Source organism: Haoranjiania flava (assembly GCF_025631005.1).
GTDB classification, from domain to species: domain Bacteria; phylum Bacteroidota; class Bacteroidia; order Chitinophagales; family Chitinophagaceae; genus Haoranjiania; species Haoranjiania flava.
On the sequence record NZ_JAOTPL010000031.1, the window covers coordinates 1 to 17,695 of the forward strand.

15 protein-coding genes and 1 pseudogene are annotated in these 17,695 nt (G+C 42.8%); 6 read left to right on the forward strand and 10 right to left on the reverse strand.

Annotated elements, in window-relative coordinates:
* Positions 1 to 677: 677 nt before the first annotated feature.
* Both pssA and OD355_RS13185 read right to left on the reverse strand, forming a co-directional pair.
* The gene (gene pssA / locus OD355_RS13180) at positions 678 to 1,439 is read right to left on the reverse strand and encodes a CDP-diacylglycerol--serine O-phosphatidyltransferase (RefSeq protein WP_263038959.1); all 762 of its coding nucleotides are present in this window, start codon (positions 1,437 to 1,439) and stop codon (positions 678 to 680) included.
* Between the two features lie 87 nt (positions 1,440 to 1,526).
* Complete coding sequence (locus OD355_RS13185; protein WP_263038960.1) at positions 1,527 to 2,162, reverse strand: Crp/Fnr family transcriptional regulator; 636 nt, start codon at positions 2,160 to 2,162, stop codon at positions 1,527 to 1,529.
* Between the two features lie 156 nt (positions 2,163 to 2,318).
* Here OD355_RS13185 and OD355_RS13190 point away from each other — a divergent pair, with 156 nt between their 5' ends.
* The 4 genes from OD355_RS13190 to aspA all read left to right on the forward strand — a co-directional run bounded on the left by OD355_RS13190 (position 2,319) and on the right by aspA (position 7,498).
* Complete coding sequence (locus OD355_RS13190) at positions 2,319 to 3,650, forward strand: anaerobic C4-dicarboxylate transporter family protein (protein ID WP_263038961.1); 1,332 nt, start codon at positions 2,319 to 2,321, stop codon at positions 3,648 to 3,650.
* 26 nt (positions 3,651 to 3,676) lie between these two features.
* Entirely contained in the window at positions 3,677 to 4,729 is a 1,053-nt protein-coding gene (ansB, locus tag OD355_RS13195; protein WP_263038962.1) for an L-asparaginase 2, read from the forward strand.
* Positions 4,730 to 4,854: 125 nt separating this feature from the next.
* Positions 4,855 to 6,057: an OprO/OprP family phosphate-selective porin gene (locus OD355_RS13200; RefSeq protein ID WP_263038963.1), complete on the forward strand. Its 1,203-nt coding sequence runs from the start codon at positions 4,855 to 4,857 to the stop codon at positions 6,055 to 6,057.
* A gap of 28 nt (positions 6,058 to 6,085) precedes the next feature.
* Complete coding sequence (aspA, locus tag OD355_RS13205) at positions 6,086 to 7,498, forward strand: aspartate ammonia-lyase (protein ID WP_263038964.1); 1,413 nt, start codon at positions 6,086 to 6,088, stop codon at positions 7,496 to 7,498.
* A gap of 882 nt (positions 7,499 to 8,380) precedes the next feature.
* Here the strand turns inward: aspA and OD355_RS13210 are convergent.
* The 8 genes and pseudogenes from OD355_RS13210 to OD355_RS13245 form a co-directional block, all read right to left on the reverse strand.
* A pseudogene (locus OD355_RS13210) lies at positions 8,381 to 8,500 on the reverse strand (ISAon1 family transposase); the annotation flags it as partial.
* A 423-nt stretch (positions 8,501 to 8,923) separates the two neighbouring features.
* Positions 8,924 to 9,346 (reverse strand): SH3 domain-containing protein, encoded by a 423-nt coding sequence (locus OD355_RS13215; protein ID WP_263038965.1) that lies wholly within the window; start codon positions 9,344 to 9,346, stop codon positions 8,924 to 8,926.
* A gap of 27 nt (positions 9,347 to 9,373) precedes the next feature.
* On the reverse strand, positions 9,374 to 9,868 hold the full coding sequence (locus OD355_RS13220) for a BON domain-containing protein (protein ID WP_263038966.1): 495 nt from the start codon (positions 9,866 to 9,868) through the stop codon (positions 9,374 to 9,376).
* A gap of 114 nt (positions 9,869 to 9,982) precedes the next feature.
* A complete protein-coding gene (locus OD355_RS13225) occupies positions 9,983 to 10,903 on the reverse strand; it encodes an alpha/beta hydrolase (RefSeq protein ID WP_263038967.1) in 921 nt (306 codons plus the stop codon).
* A gap of 24 nt (positions 10,904 to 10,927) precedes the next feature.
* Positions 10,928 to 11,464, reverse strand: coding sequence for a hypoxanthine phosphoribosyltransferase (hpt, locus tag OD355_RS13230; RefSeq protein WP_263038968.1), 537 nt, complete (start codon positions 11,462 to 11,464; stop codon positions 10,928 to 10,930).
* A gap of 14 nt (positions 11,465 to 11,478) precedes the next feature.
* The gene (locus OD355_RS13235; protein ID WP_263038969.1) at positions 11,479 to 12,528 is read right to left on the reverse strand and encodes a glucosaminidase domain-containing protein; all 1,050 of its coding nucleotides are present in this window, start codon (positions 12,526 to 12,528) and stop codon (positions 11,479 to 11,481) included.
* A gap of 2 nt (positions 12,529 to 12,530) precedes the next feature.
* On the reverse strand, positions 12,531 to 13,169 hold the full coding sequence (locus OD355_RS13240; protein ID WP_263038970.1) for an O-methyltransferase: 639 nt from the start codon (positions 13,167 to 13,169) through the stop codon (positions 12,531 to 12,533).
* A 16-nt stretch (positions 13,170 to 13,185) separates the two neighbouring features.
* Entirely contained in the window at positions 13,186 to 14,676 is a 1,491-nt protein-coding gene (locus OD355_RS13245; protein ID WP_263038971.1) for a sodium:solute symporter, read from the reverse strand.
* Between the two features lie 101 nt (positions 14,677 to 14,777).
* Here OD355_RS13245 and OD355_RS13250 point away from each other — a divergent pair, with 101 nt between their 5' ends.
* Together OD355_RS13250 and OD355_RS13255 are read left to right on the forward strand one after the other, a co-directional pair.
* A complete protein-coding gene (locus tag OD355_RS13250) occupies positions 14,778 to 15,230 on the forward strand; it encodes a GNAT family N-acetyltransferase (protein WP_263038972.1) in 453 nt (150 codons plus the stop codon).
* 3 nt (positions 15,231 to 15,233) lie between these two features.
* Positions 15,234 to 17,390, forward strand: a complete 2,157-nt coding sequence (locus tag OD355_RS13255; RefSeq protein ID WP_263038973.1) for a S9 family peptidase — start codon at positions 15,234 to 15,236, stop codon at positions 17,388 to 17,390.
* Positions 17,391 to 17,695: the final 305 nt, after the last annotated feature.

Sequence of the window (17,695 nt, forward strand, 5' to 3'; positions counted from 1 at the left end):
ATGGAATTAGCTTATTCATCCGCGGTTGGTATGCAGCATTCTTATGGCTATTTCATGTGTATATAATTTATTTGTTTTTCAGTTGTCACATGGAATAACCATTTTTTTAGATTCCATATTCATTCCGATTGGTATAGATTCCTAATCTTTATGGTTATTTCATCTGTTAATATTTAATTTTTTCTGTTTGCCACATGGAATAACCATTTTTTTAGATTCCATATTCATTCCCGGTTGGTATGCAACTTGGCTTATGATTATTTCATGTGTATATTTTTTATTTTTCTTTATGGTCACATGGAATAGCCTTTATTCATCCGCGGTTGGTATGCAACCTTGCTTATGGCTATTTCATGGGTGAATTTATTATGACAGCTTAACGCAAGGTTAGCGGCTATTCAAACTTTAATAAGCTTCTTATGCACCGAGTCACAAAGATTTTGAGAACTTTGTGCCTTCTTTGTGCACATGGTGGTTTAAAAATACCTGAAACACAAGGTGCACAAGGGTTTGCACTCAGAGCACTATTATGGCCATGAATACACCAAGGCGCCAAGATTTTCAGAACTTTGTGCCCATGGTGTTTCTGATCTTTGTGGTAAAAAATTTTTAACCAAAGGGCGTAAGGGTTACGCAAGGTTACGAGGCAATGATTTGTCAGCTTTTTTTTAAAACCATTAATGTTGTTCGCGCGGCAGCATCACCGCAGAAAGGATCACATAGCTCATAAATACAATCGGCACCGCCAGCCACTGAAACAAGGAAGCTGCAACCACCGCCACTACAGCAAGCAATATTTTCCAGAAATCTTTTTTCACAGAAATGCTTTTAGATTTCAGGCTCATCATAGGCAGTGAAGACACCATCAGGTAGCTGATCACAACAATATAACCGTACCAAAACCATTGCGATGAAAACACACCTGACAGCAAGCCGGTCTTACCGCTGATAAAAATAAAAGGGAACGATGCCGTGAGCATACCTGCCGCCGGGATAGGCACGCCCTGGAAGTTTACGCTGCTGGCCGTGCTGATGTTGAAACGCGCCAGCCTGTAAGCGCCCGCACAGGCAATTAGGAAAGCGGGAATGGAATACAGGAAAGCGGTATAAGGGGCAAAATCAGCTGAAAGGATTAATTCCAGGTAGCGAAACACGATAAGCGATGGCGCAACACCAAAGCTCACCGTATCGGCCAGTGAATCAAGCTGCTTGCCCATTTCAGAAGCGCTGTTGAGCAGCCTGGCCACAAAGCCGTCGAAAAAATCCACAATAGCCGAGAGCAAAATAAACACCGAGGCGTAAGAAAGCTGTTGCGACAAATGCTGCCACTGGTCACCAGCAGCATCTGTTGTTTTGAGCGGGTGTAAAATGTATAGAATAGCTATACAGCCGAAAAGGAGATTCAGCAGGGTAAACCCGTTTGCAATATGCTTCTTCATATACAAAATAATATTATTGTGCAGTAAAGGTACAGGTAATTTAAGTATAGAGAAGTGTTAATCATTTTTACTTAGAAGCCTGAAGCATCAACCTACCTCATATAATCTTTTCATCCGTTGTGCATCGGCAATCACTATACGATCGTCATGTAAAGTAAGATAGCCCTCATTTGCCAGCCTCTTTAAGGTATTGGTAATGTTCTCGCGCGAGTAGCCGGTGAGCTCAGCTATTTCTTTGCGGGTAAGGCCTATAGAGAAAATGTTTTCTTTAGAATATTCCAGTAAAAATTGAGCCAGTACTGCCGGCACATTTTTATTCCGGTAATTCAGCAGCCTGCTGATAATTTTGCGCGAATGTTTGTTGGTTTCGTTGAAAATGCCTGCAAAGAAATTAGGATTTTTAGGCATCAGGTTTCTGAATACGTCTGCATTGATCTGCAATACTTCCGCATCTTTCAGCGCAATGGCAGAAAAATCGAACCTGGATTGTGTAAACAAATAATCAAGGCCGATAAATTCCCCTTTCACAGCAATATCATACAAACCTTCATGAACCAACTTTATATACCCTCTCTTTACCAGGTAAATAAAATGAGCAATGCCGTGTTTTTTAAAAATAGTTTCATCATGGTCAAAAGTGAGCAGGGAGGAATTTGAACGTACAATAAGCTTTTCTTTGGCGTTTAACAGTTCAAAAAGAGGTTCTTTTAAAATTTGCTCCATAAATTATTTACCCTTGAATATACAATTTTTCACTTTATTCATCCATGCATTTCACACAGGTGACGACAAAAGTACACATTTATCTGTAAGATGATAATGCATGCAAGATATTTATCTAGTTAATATCCGATTTACCTTTGCTTTAAATAAAGATACATGACAATCATTCTTCTGGAATTTTTAGTAGTGCTTGCAGCCATTTTCATCGGCGCCCGGGTAGGAGGTATCGGTTTGGGTATTTTTGGCATGATGGGCCTGGCGGTTTTGGTGTTTGGTTTCGGCATTAAACCGGGTGAGGCGCCTATTGACGTAATGCTGATGATACTGGCGGTAATTACTGCAGCGGCGGCGCTACAGGCTGCTAAAGGATTGGATTACATGGTATATATAGCGGAGCGCATATTACGCAGCAACCCGTCGGCCATTACTTTCCTGGGCCCTTTTGTCTGTTATATTTTTACGTTTCTGGCCGGCACGGGGCATATTGCTTATTCTCTTTTGCCTATTATTTCCGAGATAGCCACCAAGAGTAAAGTGCGCCCTGAGCGGCCGCTGGCTATTTCCGTAATCGCTTCACAGCAGGCTATCACTGCCAGCCCCATTTCGGCGGCAACTGCCGCGCTCCTTACGCCTGCACTGTTGGGCGGGCAGGGTATAACTCTTGCAAATATTATGATGATCAGCATACCGGCAACTCTAATTGGCGTGCTGGCCGGGGCTATAGTATCTAATTTTATCGGTAAAGACCTGGAAAAAGATCCTGAGTATATACGCAGGGTAAAAGAAGGCCTGATAAAACCCATAGCAGACAACGACCAGAGGTCAGCTATTAAAAATAATAAAAAAGCTAAGCTGTCTGCGTTGCTGTTCTTGTCCGGTGTGGTGATGGTAGTGCTGTTCGGATCCGTTGAAAGCCTGCGACCTGTTTTTATGATTGATGGCGTAGCCACAAAGCTGGGTATGCCGGAAGTAATTGAGATTGTAATGATGAGCGTAGCCGGGCTGATATTTATCTTCACCAAAGCCAATGTGGCCGAAGCGGTACACGGCAATGTATTTCTTGCCGGTATACAGGCGCTGGTAGCCATTTTTGGTATTGCCTGGCTGGGAGATACGTTTTTCCAGGGCAACCTTGCTTTTTTCAAAGAAGGTATACAGGCCATTGTCACTAAATATGATATTTTGTTTGCGCTGGCATTGTTTGTTATGTCCATATTTTTATTCAGCCAGGCGGCAACAGTACGCACCTTGTTCCCGCTGGGCATAGCGCTGGGCATATCGCCCTGGGCATTGCTGGCCATGTATCCTGCGGTGAACGGTTATTTTTTTATACCCAATTATCCCACTGTAGTAGCTGCCATTAACTTCGACAGGACAGGTACCACAAGGATTGGTAAATATGTATTGAACCATTCATTCCAGATACCAGGCTTTGTCTCCACCATAGTGGCGCTGGCAACAGGTTATTTACTAATTAGTTTTATTTAATTCATCCATATAAAAAATAAAGAACAATGAAAAAGATTACATCTGTACTTACCGTTTTCCTCCTGCTCATCACCATAAATGTGCAGGCGCAGAAACCCAGGATCAGGATTTTAGCTACAGGTGGCACCATCGCCGGAGTAAGTAAGTCTGCTACCGAAAGCAACTATACTGCTGGCGAATTAGGTATTTACCAGCTTATACAGGCTGTGCCACAGATCAAAGACAATGCAGACATTTCCGGAGAACAGATTGTAAAGATCGGTTCGCAGGATATGAATGATAAAGTATGGCTCACGCTGGCCAAGAGGATCAATGAGCTGCTGAATAAAGAAGGGTATGACGGTATAGTAATTACACATGGCACCGACACAATGGAAGAAACAGCCTACTTCCTGAACCTCACCGTAAAGAGCGACAAGCCTGTGGTACTGGTAGGAGCTATGCGCCCCGCCACAGCAATGAGCGCAGACGGGCCATTGAACCTTTACAATGCCGTACAGGTTGCCGCTGACAGAAACTCTAAAGGCCGAGGCGTAATGGTTTGCCTGAACGATGCTGTGCTGAGCGCCAAAGACGTGACTAAAACAAATACCACAGGAGTACAGACTTTCCAGGATCCGAACTACGGCACACTGGGATATCTTCACAATGGTAAAGTGTTTTTTAACAATATGCCGGAGAAAAAACACACCATTCATTCAGTATTTGATGTCACCAGGTTGAGCCAGTTGCCTAAAGTAGGTATTGTCTATAATTATTCCAATGCATCTGCCCTGCCAATGCAGGCATTTATGCAGGCTAAATTTGACGGTATTGTAAGTGCAGGCGTAGGTAACGGTAATTTGTATAAAGATATCTTTGACCTGGCAGTTAAAGCACAGAACCAGGGCATACAGTTTGTACGCTCTTCCCGCGTGCCTACCGGCGCTACTACTCTGGACGCAGAAGTGGATGATGCCAAATATCATTTTGTAGCCTCTCAGTTTTTAAACCCGCAAAAGGCGCGCGTACTGCTGATGCTGGCCCTTACACAAACAAAAGACTGGAAGAAGATACAGGAATTCTTTAACGAATATTAATGTGATTTAGCCCCGGCTCTTTTTGTGTTCCTGCATTCTGAAAAACTCCTCATAAAACGGAGCCGGAAATCCTATGCTTTTTATTGAACGAAATTTTTATGATTAATACATTTAAACACCCATTTATGCGCTTAAAAAATATAATTACAGGCTTAGTATGCGGCCTTCCCTTAATGGCTGCTGCCCAGGAAAATCCTGACTTTCACTACACACAGGGGGAAAAAGATTCCCTGAGATCTGTTTACGAGAAACTGGAATCAATACAGCGTAAAACAGATAAATTCAACGTTTACTTCAATATGCAGGCAGGGTTTGATGTTAATGCCAACGATGAAACTACTACTGAGTTTAAGGCAAGGCAGCTGCGCCTGGAGATCAGGGGCAATCTTACAAACAACGTATTTTACCGCTTCCGCCACAGGCTCAATAAAGCCACCAATGCCCAGTCTCTGGACAATCTCGCTAAGGCTACCGACATGATGTACGTAGGGTATAACGCCAGCGATAAGTTCTCAATGATATTTGGTAAACAATGCCTGGCCTGGGGAGGTTTTGAATTTGACCTGAACCCAATTGACATCTATGAATATTCAGATATGATCGAGTACATGGATAACTTTATGCTCGGTGCGAATTTTATATTCCGTCCTGCCAAAAACCATGAGATAAACCTGCAGGTGACTGACACCAGGAACAATAGAATAGCAGATGAATACGGCGCGGAAATGCTCATCAATTCAGGAATTGAGCCAGCAAGGTCACCGATGACCTATATCGTAAACTGGAACGGAAGTATGCTGGATGATAAACTGCAAACCAGGTGGTCTTACGGTGTAGAACACGAAGCTAAGAAATACAATACGCAAAAAATTGCGATAGGTACAAAGCTGAACCTTCCTGCATTTAAACTGGCTGTTGATTACATGCGTTCTGATGATGATATGGACAGGAGCCTGATAGCCACCGGCTATACTACGCAGTATTACAAAAAAAATGCAGTAGCTAAAGATGTGGATTACAACACTTTCATTGCCAAAGCAGAGCTTCCTTTTGCAGATAAATGGAATTTCTTTGTAAAAGGCATGTACGAAACTGCAGGGCTGCCCAAGGATGATAATTTTGGAAAAGATTTCAGGAAGGCTTACGGCTATTTTGCCGGCATTGAGCATCGCCCGTTTAAAGAAGAAGACCTTAAACTGTTTCTGGTATATGTAGGCCGCAAATACACATTTGCCGATGCCCTGAAACAAAACAATAGCGACATTTTTAAAGATCATAACACCAACAGAGTATCTTTAGGCATGATTTACAGGATAAAACCATTTTAAAAAAATTTTTTCACCAAAAAATACTATTATGAGTAACTATAGAAAAGAGAGTGACCTGCTGGGAGAGCTGCAAATACCCGCAGCAGCTTATTACGGTGTGCAAACCCAGCGAGCCATTGACAATTTTAAGATATCCGGCGCAAGATTGTCCGGCTACCCGGTTTTCATCAACTCTTTGGCCATGGTAAAGTTGGCTGCAGCCAAAACAAATTTTGAACTGGGCGTGCTGGAAGAAAAAATCTACAATGCAATAGCATTTGCCTGCAAAGAATTAATAGCAGGAAAGTATCATGACCAGTTTCCCATAGATATGATACAGGGCGGGGCAGGTACTTCAGTAAACATGAACGTAAATGAAGTGATAGCCAACATTGCATTGGAACACATGGGGTACGAAAAAGGAGAATACCAGTATTGCTCCCCTAACGATCATGTGAATCTTTCGCAATCAACCAACGATGCATATCCTACCTCTATCAGGCTGGCATTTATCAACATGAACGCAGAGCTGGTAAAGTATGTTAAGCGCCTGGTAGAAGCATTCAGAGCCAAAGGGAAGGAGTTTGCCGACGTACTGAAAATGGGCAGAACCCAGCTACAGGATGCGGTACCAATGTCGTTAGGCCAGGAGTTCGAGGCATTCGCTGCCAATATGGAAGAAGAGGTGGCAAGGCTTAACAGTAATGCGCGTTTGTTTTTAGAGATCAATATGGGCGCAACGGCTATTGGCACAGGCTTAAATGCTTTACCCGGCTATGCCAGGCTTTGTGCAGAAAACCTGGCTGCACTAACACAACAGCCGTTTATTTCGGCGCCTAACCTGGTTGAGGCCACCCCGGATACAGGCGCTTATGTGATTTATTCTTCTTCCCTGAAGAGAATGGCTGTAAAGCTTTCAAAGATCTGCAATGACCTGCGTTTGCTTTCTTCAGGCCCGCGCGCGGGGTTAAACGAGATCAATCTGCCGGCTATGCAGCCGGGATCTTCCATTATGCCCGGCAAAGTGAACCCGGTAATACCGGAAGTTGTAAACCAGGTATGCTTTAAAGTGATTGGTAATGATCTTACGGTTACATTCGCTGCAGAAGCCGGCCAGCTGCAGCTAAATGTGATGGAGCCTGTACTGGGCCTGTCTATTATGGAGTCCATCATCCTGATGCAAAATGCCATCGATACACTCATTGAGAAATGTATCAACGGTATTACTGCTAACCGGGAAGTATGCCGCAGTATGATCATGAACAGCATTGGCATTGTTACAGCGCTCAATCCATACATCGGATATAAAAACAGCACTAAAATAGCCAAAGAAGCCCTGGCAACAGGTAAAGGGGTGTATCAACTGGTGCTGGAGCATAATTTGCTTTCGCAGGAAAAGTTAGATGAAATTCTTGATCCGCAAAACATGATCGGCCCGAGCAAATTACGTACGGGGCAATAATTTGTAACCGCACAGTTTCAGTCATTAATTTTACGTGTGGATTAAGAAGGGAATCGATACAAAATGAAATTGATAGCAGGCGTTTTAATGAAGTGGATGTAATGCAGCAACAAAAGAAAGACGCACTTATTTTGAAAAGGCTTTAAGGGTTTTGTGAATACATTGAGATAGCGCTCCTGCGGAGCGCGCCAACAATGCTTTGAAATTCTACACAGATTCTATTCCTCCGGAATCTTAGATAAAAGGGTGTGCTCGTAAAATCATTGTTGTATAGAAAAATTGGAGAAATTATAAGCTATATTTCTGCTCCGAAAGAGCATAATCTGCGTAGCAAAATGTTGTAAATTAGTCCCGCTCCGTAGGAGCGGTATAATTATCTTTATAGGAGCTACACGGTTTGATTTTTCCGGAATTATTGTATATAAATTGTTTGCTCCGCAGGAGCATAATCTGTGTAGAAAATGTTGTAAATTAGTTCCGCTCCACAGGAGCGGTATAATCATCTCTGTAGGAGCTACATGGTTTAATTGCTCCGGAATTATTGTATATAAATTGTTTGCTCCGCAGGAGCACAATCTGCGTAGCAAAATGTTGTAAATTAGTCCCGCTCCGTAGGAGCGGTATAGTCATCTTTATAGGAGCTACACGGTTTGATTTTTTCCGGAATTATTGTATAAAAATTGTTTGCTCCGTAGGAGCACAATCTGCGTAGCAAAATGTTGTAAATTATTCCCGCTCCGTAGGAGCGGTATAGTCATCTTTATAGGAGCTGCTTATTTTTGAAAAGGCTTTAAGGATTTTGTGAATACAGTGAGATAGCGCTCCTGCGAAGCGCACCGGCAATGATTTGAAATTCTACACAGATTGGATTCCTCCGGAATCTTAGATAAAGGATTCTGCATTTGCATTTGTATTTCGGTTAATGAAGAAATTCAGGATATTTTCCATGTTATTTCTTACGGTATTGGCAACGGTGTAAAAGGTTTTCATTTCGGTTGTATGAGTTTTGGAATGGTATGTCGGAAGCTAACCCATCAAAAGGAATGGCCTGATACAACTGACCTAACGGTTTATTATAAAAATGCTGCTAATTGGCGAGCTGCCGGTGGGTGAATACAAGTTTTATTACATTTGTGTAACATATTGATTACCCATTTTGCGCATATTTTATGCGATTTTGGGGTTTTTATTACACCTAATTTTCCATAGATTCAACCACAGCGTGGATTACATGATTTTAGGAAGAGCCTAAGATAGGATCATTTTGATTGTGGACGAAGATAATACTTTTTAGGTATAACATTGGGAATTCATTAAAATTAAACTAAAAGCTTAAAAAAGGCCCGACCAAAATTTTATCATCCTTTACCAAATAAAAGAGGCTGCCTCAGATTTTTGAGACAGCCTCTTTTGTATTGAATAGATTTATTCTACAGGTGTCAGGTATTGCGCATAGCTATAGCCTTCTTCACCGTCGTTTGTACGCACCAGCCACCATTGGTCATTGGCCTTGCCAACCAGCGTGATCACCTCTCCTTTAGCTGCTTTGCCCACAACCGGCTGATCTGTGCCCGGGCCTTTCCTGATGTTCAGGTTCGATTCATTGGTTTCCACACGTACTTTGCTGCCTGCCACTGCCGTAGCTACTTTTACATTCATCACCACATCTCCTGTAAGGAAATTCGGATCAATGCTGCCGTAAATATCCCACAGCCTGTTCTTTACTTCCGCGTTGGGTGCAGTACCGTTGATGTGCAACACACCGCCCTGTTCTGCTACCTGCAGATCGTCTATGCCTGAAGCTTTTGCAGTATCTATCAGGCTTTTATATTTTTCCTGTAATGCCATTATCATATAGTTTTAGTGTTGAAATAATTATTTTACTTTCAGTTGGCTCATATCGGTTCTTTGCGGGCTCAAGGCGTCTAAGGCCTGTTTTAAAGTCTGCACTCTTGCCTTTTCAAGGCTGCCTGTAACGGTAATCACTCCGTTGGCAACAGTAGCGTTTACGCCGGGGAAATCTTTTACAACAGTAGCCACGCCGGTTTGCAATGTGGCATCAGGAGATACGGCAACTGTAGGCGGGGTAACGGTAATGTTGTTCACCACGCTTTTTACGCCTGATTTAGCATCTGTTTTTAAAGCGTTTACCGCACTTTCAGCCTGGGTTTTTGTTGCATCGTCGGCAACAGCGCCGCTGAGGGTTACTACGCCGTCTTTTACATCAACCGTAACGCCGGGAGCAGAGGTTAAAGCATTTTCTACGTTGGCTTTTACAGCGGTATCGTCTACTTTTGATTTACATGCCGGTAATGCCACTACGAGGCTTCCTGCCAGGATCAGCGCAGGCAACATTTTAGTTAGTTTCATAATTTTTTAGTTTTAATTGTTTGAAAATCAGGAGATGAAGTTATGTAAATAAATGACTTGCAGTGATTTCGCACTGTTAAAAAATTCTTTATCCAATAAAAATAAAACAGAGGATCACGGGTATAAAACCGATAGCCAGCTTTGCAGGCGCTCGATCCATTTTTCATTTCGGGAGGGTAGATGTAAGCCAAAGCCATGGCCGCCTTCCGGGTATACGATCAACTTTGATTTTTTTACCCCGGATTGGCGAAGCGCATTGAAATACATCATTGCATTTTCAACAGGTACAGCAGCATCATCCAATGCATGAAATATAAAAGCTGGGGGAGTGGACGATGAAATATTTTTTTCTGCGGAGAATAAAGCTGCCTGTTCTGCACTGTGTTTTTTGCCCAATAAATTTTTTCTTGAACCTTTATGGGTAAAGTTTTCCTCGAAAGTGATAACAGGGTAGGCAAGCACACTGAAATCAGGCCGGAGGTTTACATGGTTATTATTTTCAATAGCGGGTTTGTCAAAAAGAGTAGCAGCCATTGCGGCTAAGTGTCCGCCGGCTGAAAACCCCAGCACACCTACTTTTGCAGGATCTATTCCCCAATCATCGGCATGTTGCCTGGCCAACTGAATGGCTCTTTGCGCATCCATGAGCGGCGCAATTGCCGGGTTTAAATTGCTTGTTTCAGAAGGCATCCGGTATTTCACAACAAATGCTGTAATGCCCATTTCATTTAATGCATTAGCTATTGCATAGCCTTCTTTGTCTATGGACAGGATATGGTAACCTCCTCCCGGGAATATTATTATGCTGATGCCCCGCGGATCCTGTACTTCGGGCTTGTAAATGGAAATTGTAGGAATAGACACATTATGCACACGTGTGATTGCGTCATCACCAACTTCGCTTTTTTCAATGTTGGGTATATTCGTCCGGTTATTTGGAACATTGCCTTCATATAAAGGAATAGTTTCCTGGGCAGGCACGTTTTGCAGCATAATAAAAAAGATGAAGCAGGTAAAAAGTAAGCGCTGTCTCATGCTGAAAGTTTTACAGCGGTAAGATTATTCTTCCAACTGGTACAGGTGCTTGTGGTTGCGGCCCAGCGCATCGTAATCCAGCCCGTAGCCTACCACAAACTTATCAGGGATTTCGAAACATACATAGTCTACCGGCACAGGGAAGGTAGTGGCTTCTTTCTTGTGCAGCATGGTTACAAGCCTGATGGACCTTGGATTCTGGTGTTGCAGTTGAGGAATAAAAGCGTGCAGGGTTTTACCGGTATCTACAATGTCTTCCACGATGATCACATCACGGCCAACCAGGTCTGTATCAAGACCGATGGCGGTTAAAACCTGCCCCGAAGATTTGGTGCCTTTGTAAGAGGCAAGCTTAATAAAACTTATCTCTGCTTCTATGTCTATTTCTTTCAGCAGGTCGGCGGCAAACATGAAAGAGCCGTTCAGTATAGCTATGAACAAAGGATTTTTGCCCGCATAATCCTGGTTGATGCGCGCGGCTATTTCTTTTATTTTCTGCTTTATGTCTTCTTCAAATATAAAGGGGACAAATTTCTTACCATGTACCTGAATGCCTTCCATACTGAAATTTTGCGCTAATTTAGCACATTAATTTTAGACGAAGCTCTTTTTTGCAGATAAACCTGCTGACCCGCTGCAATACGGCTGTCTGCATTTATCTTATTGTATTTCACCAGGCTTTCAAGGCGTACGCCTTCCTGTAAAGCAATATCTCTCAGGGTTTCGCCCTGGCTGGTTACATGTACCTGCTTATCACCTTTTCTTTTTCTTTTATCCAGGTAAACGAGCATGCCTTTGGTGAGCACATCCTCGTTGGTAAGGTTGTTGAGCGCCAGCAAGCGGGCGTAAGACATTTTCCTGTTGGTGGCAAATGCGTATAGCGATAAGCCTTCCGGCGCGTAAAATACCTTGCAGCCGTTAATGGTAAAAAATCCTTCGGGGTATCTGCTTTCAGTTTTCTTCTCTGTTACAGCAGGAGCAGCAACTACTGTTACTTTTTCAACGAATTCTTTCTTATCAGATTTTACGGCATTTTTAGCCAGTGCATGATAGTCATCGGCTTTCATGCTCCTGTTCAGCGCCAGTGTCCTGTACATGTCATAGTTAGCGATCACTTCACTGGAATAATCATAGAGCGCATATCTTTCAATCAGGTTAATGAGCAGCGCAGGATAATTTTTATTGGTAGCATAGCCCGCTTTTTTCAGGCCATAAGCCCAGCCTTTATAGTCATTGAGTTGAAGGGTAAACAGGTCTTTATAAAACGGCCTGTTCTTTAAAAAATCGGAATGATCTATAAAGGATTCTTCCACGTTATTGTACACCCTGAAGCATTCGTCTTTGGCATCATCATCATGATAGGTTTTGGCGCCCGTCCATTCCGTTTTACATTTTATGCCGAAGTGATTGTTGGACCTGGTGGCCAGTGCGCTTTCGCCCGCTGCCGATTCAAGTATGCCCTGTGCAAGCGTAATGCACGCCGGGACACCGGTACGTGCCATCTCCACCATGGCGATGTGCTTGTACGTTTCAATGTACTTCTTCACCTTTGGGTCCTGTTGCTGAGCAAATGTTTGGTATGACGTTAATAACAATAATAAAACCAGCGATTTTATTAACTTCATTGTTATCTTTTTTTGATTAATAATAGTCCGTCTCTGATAGTGAGTAAAATATTTTCTGTGTCGGCCTGGTTGTGTACAAACCGGTTAAATTCATCAATAGCTTTGGCGTTTTTACCTTTTATTTCATCGGCTAAAACGTCGCCGTGAAACAATACATTATCTGCAATGATAATCCCTCTCTCACTTAAACGAGGTAAAACTAACCGATAGTATGCAAGGTAATTTATTTTATCAGCATCTATAAACACAATGTCCCATTTATGGGGCAATGTGGATATTATTTCTTGGGCATCCCCGTTATGCACATATATTTTATCTCGGTATGCTGACTCGGCAAAATAACTATTAGCCAGTTTTGCATCTTCTTCACGTATCTCAATTGTATGCAATGCGCCATGTTCAGTAAGCCCTTCTGCAAGGCAGCATGCGGAATATCCGGTAAAAGTACCTATCTCCAAAATATATTGAGGAGACATTATTTTACTGATAAAAGATAAAAACCTTCCCTGCACATGGCCGCTCAGCATGTGCGGATGTGTATGTTGCTCGTAGGTTTCGCGGTTTATTCTTGCCAGCAGTTCATCTTCGGGGGAAGTAAACCTTTCAGCATACCGCTCAGCCAGTGGATTTACAAGTTCCATTAAAACAGGTTTTATGCTACGGGTTTACAATGGTTGACACTTCAGGTTCGCCGTTTGATTTCTTAGAGATCAGCCAGAGGCCTGAGAACGTAAACAGGCCGTTAAGGATAAGCAGCTCAAGCCCGATCTGGAAATCACCAAATAAAAAATGCTGGTATTTGTCTACCACGAAGCTAAGGGCCGGCGCCAGCAGGCATATCCACGGTACAAGTCTGTCATTAACTTTTCTCCTGGTAAAAATACCGAATGCAAACAGGCCCAGCAATGGTCCGTAGGTGTAGCCTGCCAGCTTCAATATCAGCCCGATCATGCTGTTGTCATTGATCCATTTAAAGATCAGCACCATGATGATGAACGTAAGCGCTACGCTAAGGTGTACTCTTTTGCGGAATCTTTCTTTACCTTTTTCATCCAGGTCGTTCCTGTTTTTCAGGCCGAATATATCAATAGACAAAGAGGATGTAAGCGCAGTCATAGCGCCGTCAGCGCTGGGAAACAAAGCAGAGATCAGCGCAATGATAAAAATGATGCCGATAAACGGAGGCATATGGTCAACAGCCACGGTGGGGAACAGCAGATCGCCGGTAGCAGCTACATGTTCGGCATCCCCGTACAAATGAAGCAAACCGCCCATGTAAAGGAACAAGGCCAGCACACCCAGCATGATAAAGCCAAGGGTTACCATGTTTTTTTGTGAGTCTTTCAACCGGGTTACAGAAAGGCTTTTCTGCATCATTTCCTGGTCTATGCCCGTCATGGTAATGGTAATAAAAGCGCCTGCAAGTATTTGTTTCAGGAAGAAAGTTTTATTGTCGGGATTCATGTCAAACACTTCCGTTAAGCCTTTTTGCGACATTTTGGTCAGGCTTTCTCCGAAGCCGAGATCCATGTGATTGAGAATATAGAATGTACAGATCACCAGGCCGGCAAGCATACAGGTAGTCTGCAAGGTATCTGTCCACACAATGGTTTTTACACCGCCTTCATAGGTGTAAAGAATGATCATGATAATGATCATCAATGTAGTAATCCAGAAAGGAATGCCCAGCCTGTCCAGGATAATGAACTGCAGAATATTTACCACCAGGTAAAGCCTTGCTGTAGAGCCAACCAGCCTGGAAACAATAAAGATAGAGGCGCCGGTTTTATAAGAGGTCTGCCCGAAACGGTGTTGCAGGTACCCGTAAATAGATGTAAGCTTTAACCGGTAATAGAGCGGCAGCAGTACATAAGCTATCACCAGGTAACCAATCAGGTAGCCGATAGTGATCTGAAGATAGTGAAACTGGTCGGGATTAGGGGTTTTTCCTACAGCGCCAGGTACACTAACAAAAGTAACCCCGCTGAGCGACGTACCGATCATGCCGAAGGCTACGAGCATCCAGTTGCTGTTGCGGTTACCGATGAAGAAACTGTCGTTATTACTGCCTTTGCCGGTTCTCCAGGCAACATATAATAAAATTCCGAAGTAAATGAAAATGATGATGAGTAATAACCATGCTGACATGAGTGAAAAATTTAATACGCAAACATAAGAAACATTTTTTTTCAAATACAATAAAATCAATCATTTTTGGCGAATGCTGTTGAGGAAATTAAATTTGTAAAATGGACGTTAGCTTTGTTTGTAAATCTTTTATTGAACTTTCCTGTGAAGAGTTGTACCACATCTTACAATTGCGTTGCGAGGTTTTTGTAGTAGAGCAAAATTGTGCCTACCAGGATATGGACAACAAAGACAAGGTAGCACAGCATTTAATGATGTATGCACATGATGAACTTGCGGGCTATGCGCGCCTGCTGCCGGAAGGTATTTCTTATGATTGCATTTCTATAGGGCGGGTAGTAAATCCAAAAGAATATCGAAAAAAAGGCCTTGGTAAATTGCTGATGGAAAAGGCTGTAGCTGAGTGCTACAGGCTGTTTGGTAAAGACAGTATTCAAATCAGCGCACAGGTTTATGCCATTCCTTTCTACCAAAAAATCGGCTTCGAACCATTGGGCGACATCTATCCTGAAGACGGCATTCCACACATTCAAATGATTTTAAAACCACAATAAACCATGTACAGAAATTTATTTTTATTTTTTTGGCTGATCATATGCAGCGTTCCCGCTGTTGCGCAGCAAAAGCTTATGACCCTTGAAGAAGCAACGCTTGGCAGAGGCAGGCAATTCAATCCTGAGGATAAAACGGGCATGCAATGGCAGGATAACACACACTTTACTTATGTAAAAGATCTGAAAGACCTGGTACAGCACAACATTCTCACAGGTAAAGAACAAACCATCCTCACCGTAAATGATATCAACAGCCCGCTGGCAAATGAAAAAGTACCTTCCCTGAAATATTTCTACACCTATAGCTGGGAATCTCCCGAAGTATTGAAGTTTACAACTGACAACTATGAAGTGATGTTTAACATCAACACCAGGAAAATAACCCACAAACTTGATTATGACAAGCATGCTGCCAATCTTGATTTTCATCCCAAGACAAAGAGCATTGCCTATACCATAGACAATAACCTTTTTGTAAAGCAGGCTGATGGAAAAGTATCACAGGTAACCAATGATACAGATAAAGGCATTGTAAACGCAAGCAACTATGTACACCGCCAGGAGTTTGGCATCAACAAAGGCACTTTCTGGTCAAATAGCGGCCATGCCATTGCATACTATAGGAAAGATGAAAGGATGGTGGCAGATTACCCGCTGGTAGATGTTACCAAACGTATTGCCGCATTACAAACTATCAAATACCCGATGGCTGGCGAAACGAGCGAGGAGGTAACCCTCGGCATCTACAATTTGCAAACCGGCAAAACCATGTACATAAAACCCTTCGGCGGCAAGAACGATTACCTCACCCACATCGGCTGGGACCCGTCTGACAGGTTTATTTACATTGCAGAACTCAACCGCGCGCAGAACCATATGCGCTTTAATAAATACGATGCAAACACCGGAGCCTTCATGGCTACTTTGTTTGAAGAGCGCAACGATAAATGGGTAGAGCCCGAGAACGACATGGTGTTTATGAAAACAAAACCCGACCAGTTTTTATGGTTCAGCGAGCGCGACGGATTTACACATCTGTATTTATACAACACATCAGGGAAGTTGCTGAAACAATTAACCAAAGGAGATTTTATCATTACTGATTTTATTGGCTTTGATGAAAAGGAAGAAAATTTTTATGTAATGTCTACCAAAGACAGTCCGCTGGAAAGGCATTTGTATAAATACAATATGAAGACGGGCAAAGAAACAAAGCTTACCCGCCAACCCGGTACGCACAGGGTAGCGCTAAGCCCCGATAAAAAATATTTTACAGATAATTACTCTAACTATACTACTCCCCGAAATATAGACCTGCTGGACGTTTCAGGAAAAACCATTAAAAACATCCTAACTGCAAAGAACCCGGTTGCAGCGCAAAACTATGCTTTGGGTGAAATGCAAACCGGCACTATAAAAGCTGCCGATGGTACTACAGACCTGTATTACAGGATGATTAAACCGCATGATTTTGATGCTTCAAAAAAATACCCGGTAATTGTTTATGTATACGGAGGCCCGCATGCACAAATGGTGACAAATTCCTGGCTTGGCGGCACAGGATTGTTTGACTATTACCTGGCACAAAAAGGATTTATTGTATTTACGGTAGATAACCGCGGCTCTGCACACAGGGGTTTTAAATTCGAAAGTGTGATCCATCGCCAGAACGGGCAGGAAGAAATGAAAGACCAGATCAAAGGCGTTGAATACCTGCAATCCCTGCCTTATGTAGATGCAAACCGCATCGGGGTAAGCGGATGGAGCTACGGAGGCTTTATGGCAACATCCCTGATGACAAACTACCCAGATGTTTTTAAAGCGGGCGTTGCGGGCGGCCCGGTCATTGACTGGAAGTATTACGAAGTAATGTACGGCGAGCGCTACATGGATACGCCGCAGGAAAATCCCGAAGGCTATGCAAAAACAAGCCTGATAAAGAATGCAAAGAACCTGAAAGGCAGGTTGCTGATGATACACGGCGACGTTGATCCTGTTGTGGTAATGCAAAACAGTTTATCATTTCTGAAAGCAGCCACAGATGCAAATGTGCTGGTTGACTATGCTGTTTATCCTGCACATGAACACAATGTGATGGGCAGGGACAGGGTAAATCTCAATAAAAAAATAGCCCAGTACTTTCTGGATTATTTGAAGTAACATGTGTCTGAAGATAGCAAAAAGTTAACCACCAGCAACACCAGCATTCCACGGCAGCACAAGGTTTAAATAGTAATCTTGTGCTGCTTTGGCACTTTGCGGTAAAGCCCTGCATAAGGCGCTAATACCAGCATGTTGTACATTTTGCAGGGAAGCTGCCGGCTTTATATAAGTTTAATCGCCTTCAGGCGATTTTTGTTTTTAGCTCTTGATTGTTGTTCCGGTTGGTCTCGGCTCATCTCTTTGTTTTATAACTTTTTAATGATTCAGCCAGGTGAGCTGTTTTATCATTCATATTATTGTCA

What these genes read in the sequence shown, in the direction of transcription:
- OD355_RS13200 (WP_263038963.1), top strand. Translation starts at nt 4,855, where the DNA reads ATGCGCTTAAAAAATATAATTACAGGCTTAGTATGCGGCCTTCCCTTA.
- OD355_RS13240 (WP_263038970.1), bottom strand. Translation starts at nt 13,169, where the DNA reads ATGGAACTTGTAAATCCACTGGCTGAGCGGTATGCTGAAAGGTTTACT.
- OD355_RS13245 (WP_263038971.1), bottom strand. Translation starts at nt 14,676, where the DNA reads ATGTCAGCATGGTTATTACTCATCATCATTTTCATTTACTTCGGAATT.
- hpt (WP_263038968.1), bottom strand. Translation starts at nt 11,464, where the DNA reads ATGGAAGGCATTCAGGTACATGGTAAGAAATTTGTCCCCTTTATATTT.
- OD355_RS13255 (WP_263038973.1), top strand. Translation starts at nt 15,234, where the DNA reads ATGTACAGAAATTTATTTTTATTTTTTTGGCTGATCATATGCAGCGTT.
- OD355_RS13220 (WP_263038966.1), bottom strand. Translation starts at nt 9,868, where the DNA reads ATGAAACTAACTAAAATGTTGCCTGCGCTGATCCTGGCAGGAAGCCTC.
- aspA (WP_263038964.1), top strand. Translation starts at nt 6,086, where the DNA reads ATGAGTAACTATAGAAAAGAGAGTGACCTGCTGGGAGAGCTGCAAATA.
- ansB (WP_263038962.1), top strand. Translation starts at nt 3,677, where the DNA reads ATGAAAAAGATTACATCTGTACTTACCGTTTTCCTCCTGCTCATCACC.
- OD355_RS13190 (WP_263038961.1), top strand. Translation starts at nt 2,319, where the DNA reads ATGACAATCATTCTTCTGGAATTTTTAGTAGTGCTTGCAGCCATTTTC.
- OD355_RS13235 (WP_263038969.1), bottom strand. Translation starts at nt 12,528, where the DNA reads ATGAAGTTAATAAAATCGCTGGTTTTATTATTGTTATTAACGTCATAC.
- OD355_RS13185 (WP_263038960.1), bottom strand. Translation starts at nt 2,162, where the DNA reads ATGGAGCAAATTTTAAAAGAACCTCTTTTTGAACTGTTAAACGCCAAA.
- OD355_RS13215 (WP_263038965.1), bottom strand. Translation starts at nt 9,346, where the DNA reads ATGGCATTACAGGAAAAATATAAAAGCCTGATAGATACTGCAAAAGCT.
- OD355_RS13225 (WP_263038967.1), bottom strand. Translation starts at nt 10,903, where the DNA reads ATGAGACAGCGCTTACTTTTTACCTGCTTCATCTTTTTTATTATGCTG.
- OD355_RS13250 (WP_263038972.1), top strand. Translation starts at nt 14,778, where the DNA reads ATGGACGTTAGCTTTGTTTGTAAATCTTTTATTGAACTTTCCTGTGAA.
- pssA (WP_263038959.1), bottom strand. Translation starts at nt 1,439, where the DNA reads ATGAAGAAGCATATTGCAAACGGGTTTACCCTGCTGAATCTCCTTTTC.